Source organism: Roseitalea sp., assembly GCF_984466335.1.
Genome location: NZ_CFIFWG010000217.1, coordinates 1 through 4,065, shown reverse-complemented (window position 1 = coordinate 4,065; position 4,065 = coordinate 1). Strand labels below are relative to the sequence as shown.

3 protein-coding genes and 1 pseudogene are annotated in these 4,065 nt (G+C 68.0%); 2 read left to right on the top strand and 2 right to left on the bottom strand.

Annotated elements, in window-relative coordinates:
* On the top strand, positions 1-541 hold a 541-nt coding region (locus AC5E6L_RS14585; RefSeq protein WP_491774253.1), incomplete at its 5' end, for an alpha/beta hydrolase.
* On the opposite strand, the gene AC5E6L_RS14580 is transcribed toward AC5E6L_RS14585, so the two are convergent.
* Positions 519-1,658 carry an anhydro-N-acetylmuramic acid kinase gene (locus AC5E6L_RS14580; protein WP_491774251.1) on the bottom strand — a complete coding sequence of 380 codons (1,140 nt, stop codon included), beginning with the start codon at positions 1,656-1,658 and terminating at the stop codon, positions 519-521. The genes AC5E6L_RS14585 and AC5E6L_RS14580 overlap by 23 nt on opposite strands.
* A 102-nt stretch (positions 1,659-1,760) precedes the next feature.
* Between AC5E6L_RS14580 and tyrS the strand changes: the two genes are divergently transcribed.
* Entirely contained in the window at positions 1,761-3,011 is a 1,251-nt protein-coding gene (gene tyrS, locus AC5E6L_RS14575) for a tyrosine--tRNA ligase (RefSeq protein ID WP_491774249.1), read from the top strand.
* A gap of 128 nt (positions 3,012-3,139) precedes the next feature.
* Here the strand turns inward: tyrS and AC5E6L_RS14570 are convergent.
* Positions 3,140-4,065: pseudogene (locus AC5E6L_RS14570) on the bottom strand (hypothetical protein); the annotation flags it as partial.

The window sequence follows — 4,065 nt, the reverse complement described above, 5'->3', positions numbered from 1 at the left end:
CAATCTGTTCTACATGTTCCAGAAGCGCGGCTTCACGGCCCTGCGCTTCAACTTCCGGTCGATCGGCCGCAGCCAGGGCGAGTTCGACCATGGCGTGGGCGAACTGTCGGACGCGGCGAGCGCGCTCGACTGGGTGCAGTCGCTGCATCCCGAATCCAAGAGCTGCTGGATCGCCGGCTACTCCTTCGGCGCCTGGATCGGCATGCAATTGCTGATGCGCCGGCCCGAGATCGAGGGCTTCATGTCGATCGCGCCGCAGCCCAACACCTATGATTTCGCCTTCCTTGCGCCCTGCCCCTCCTCGGGCCTGATCATCCACGGCGCGCAGGACAAGGTCGCCCCGCCCGACGCGGTGCAGGGCCTCGTCGACAAGCTGCACACGCAAAAGGGCATCCTGATCACCCAGAAGACGATGGCCGGCGCCAACCATTTCTTCGGCGGCATGGAGGAGACGATGCTGGCCGAATGCGCCGACTATCTGGACGCGCGCCTGCGCGGCGAACTGGTGCCGGACAATGTCAAGCGGCTGACGGGGCGCTGACCGGGCCGGCCGGCACCGAAAGCACCCCGCCCGCGACCGGCTCCTCGCAGCCCGTCGTCGCCGGAAAGGTCAAGGCCAGCCCGCGCAGCGAACGCGACGCCAGATAGGCCCAGGCCTGCGCCTCCATCGCATCCGACGAAAAGCCGGCCGCATCGGCGGCCGTTACGGCACCCTCGCCCAGATGCGCCTTCAAGCGCGCCATGATCGCCCGGTTGCGCGCCCCGCCGCCCGCGACGATCCAGGTATCGACGGCGATCTCCGCCGTGACGGCGCTAAGGGCGATTGCCGCCGCGGTCAGTTCGGCCAGCGTCGCCGCCCCGTCCGCCGCGCCCATCGCCGGCATCGGGTGAAGCGTGAAATCGTCGCGGTCGAGCGATTTGGGGCCGGGCCGGGCGAAGAACGGGCTGGCCAGATAGGCCGCGACGGCGGCCGGATCGGCGGTCCCCGACAAGGCCAGTTCGCCGCCCTCGTCCATGTCGCGGTTCGTGTGGGCCCGCATCCACCTGTCGATCAGCGCGTTGCCCGGTCCGCAATCGAAGGCGATGGGAGCGCCGTGCGGCGGCACGAAGGTGACGTTGGCGATGCCGCCAATATTGACGAACGCCACCGTCCCGCCCGCCGACACCGACCGCGCCAGAGCGCGATGAAAGACCGGCACGAGCGGCGCGCCCTGCCCGCCATTTTCCATGTCGTTGGCGCGCATGTCGTGGACGACGGCGATGCCGGTCCGGTCGGCCAGCACCGCGCCGTCGCCCAGCTGCACCGTCAGCGCGGCGTCTGGCCGGTGCAGCACGGTCTGGCCGTGGAAGCCGATGACATCGACATTATGCGCGGTCAGGCCGTTTTCGGCCAGGAACCGCGCCACCGCATCGGCGTGGCGCTCGGTGATCTCGGTTTCGAGCGCCGCAAGATCGCCGGGGCGCTGCGACCGTTCGGTGATGGTCTTGGCGGTTTCGAGCGCGGCGGCGATCCGCTGCGAAAAGGCGGGATCATAGGGCGCAAAATCGGTCGATCCGGCCTCCACGCGGTCGCGCCCGTCGGTCTTGACCAGCGCCAGATCGATGCCGTCCATCGAGGTGCCGCTCATCAGGCCGAGCGCCGTCTTGATCTTGCCCACGCAAAGCTCCATGAGGATGATTGACCGGACAGCCCGTGTTACACGCGCGCCCTTGCGGGCCGCAATCCCACCCGACCGACGACCGACCGCCGACGAAAAGCCATGCCCACCTACAGGTCCGATTTCCTCAACGCGCTCGACGAGCGCGGCTTCATCCACCAGATCTCCGATCCCGAGGGCCTAGACGCCCGGTGCATGGAGGGGCCGATCACCGCCTATGTCGGCTATGACGCGACGGCGACCAGCCTGCACATCGGCAACCTGATCACCGTCACGCTGCTCTACTGGCTACAGGAGACGGGTCACCGTCCGATCACGCTGATGGGCGGCGGCACGTCCATGGTCGGCGACCCCTCCTTCCGCGACGATCAGCGGCAATTGCTGACGCCCGAGAAGATCGGAGAGAACATCGCCGGGATCAAGCGCGTCTTCGGGCGCATCCTGCGCTATGACGACAGCGCCACGGGCGCGCTGATGGTCGACAATGCCGACTGGCTGATGCGGCTCTCCTATGTCGACTTCCTGCGCGAGGTGGGCCGGCATTTCTCCGTCAACCGGATGCTGACCTTCGATTCGGTCAAGCTCAGGCTCGACCGCGAGCAGTCACTGTCGTTCCTGGAATTCAACTACATGATCATGCAGGGCTACGACTTCACCGAACTCAGCCGGCGCTACGGCTGCATCCTTCAGATGGGCGGCTCGGACCAGTGGGGCAACATCGTCAACGGGCTCGACCTGTCGCACAAGATGGGCGGCGCGCAGCTCTACGCGCTGACGACGCCGCTTCTGACCACATCGTCGGGCGCCAAGATGGGCAAGACCGCGCAAGGGGCCGTGTGGCTGAACGAAGACCTCTTCGGCGCTTACGATTTCTGGCAGTATTTCCGCAACACCGAGGACGCCGACGTCGAGCGCTTCCTGAAGATATTCACGCGCCTGCCGCTCGGCGAGATCGCCAGGCTGGCCGCGCTGCAAGGCACCGAGATCAACGAGGCCAAGAAGGTGCTGGCGACCGAGGCGACCGCGATCGTCCACGGCCGCGCGGCGGCCGAAGAGGCGGCCGAGACCGCGCGCAAGACGTTCGAGGAAGGCGCGCTGTCGCAGAACCTGCCGACGATCGAGGTCGCCGCCTCGGACCTGTCGGCGGGCACCGGGCTCTTGAGGCTTCTGGTGGCGGCCGGCCTTGCCGCCTCGAACGGCGAGGCGCGGCGCCACGTCAAGGGCGGGGCGGTGCGCGTCAACGACGAGCCGGTCGGCGACGCGCGCATGAGCGTCGACGAGCGCTTCGTTGCCGACGGCGTGGTCAAGCTGTCGCTCGGCAAAAAGAAGCATGTGCTCGTCAGGCCGGTGTGAGACCGGCGCCGGTCCGTCATTTCGGGCATGCGGAGCATGATCGGGAAGCCAGCGGCTCACTATCAAACGTCTCGGCTCTGGATTCCGGGTTCCGCTGCGCGGCTCCGCAATGACGTCATCGTGAGAGTTCATCGGAACTCGAAGATCGAGCGGAACACGCCCGGCGCGATCACGGAAAGCGGATTGACGGTCACCTGCGGGCTGTCGGACGGCCCTTCCAGCTTGAAGGTCACGCCGATCAGGCCCCGGTCGCGGCCATTGCCCAGAACGAGCCCCAGAATCGGGATATCGGCGAACAGCGAGTTGAGCCCGTAGGCGGGCATGAAGGTGCCCGTCATGCGCATGCGGCCCTGCCGGTCCCTGACCTCACCCCGTAGCGCGAAACCGACCAGCGGGCCGCGCACGATACCCTCGTCCAGCGCAAGGCCCTCGGGCGACAGGGTCGCCACCCCCTGCGCGAGGTCGAAGGCGACCTCGCTCGTGTCGATGTCGCGGCCCACCGCCTCGCGCAGGCTGTCGGCGCCGTCGAACCGACTTGAGACCAGTTGGGCAAGCTTGGGTTCGTCGAAGACCCGAAAGTCGGTCAGACGCGCCGGGCCGGTCAGGCGCCCGCCTTCGGCACCCGCAAGCGCAATCCGGAGAATGCCGCCGCGCACCTGGCCGTAAAGGTCGGCAAAGCGCAGGAACTCGCCGGCATCGAACGCTTCGATGCGCACGCGCCTGTCCGCGCCCTGCCCATCGACGGCGAGCGAGAAGGGCATGCCGCTCGCGCCGGTGCCGGTGATCGACAGGCTCTGAAGCGCGCCCTCGCGCAGCGCCAGTTCGGCGCGCACGTCGCGCATCCGTTCGCCGCCGAAGCCGCCCACCGGTCCCAGCGCCACCGAGACGGTCACGGGCACGGCGTCCCCATTGCCGCCGGTGGCCGCGCCCATCTGCTTGCGCACATGGCGGATCAGCGCGCGCGCATCGAACGAGGCGCCCTCGACCGCGATCGCGTAGCCCGCCCCGTCGCGGTCGATATCGACCGCCACCTCATCGCCTGGGTTAAGGCGAA

Bases quoted from the DNA above. Each gene is read 5' to 3' on its own strand.
- tyrS (WP_491774249.1), top strand. From the start codon at position 1,761: ATGCCCACCTACAGGTCCGATTTCCTCAACGCGCTCGACGAGCGCGGC.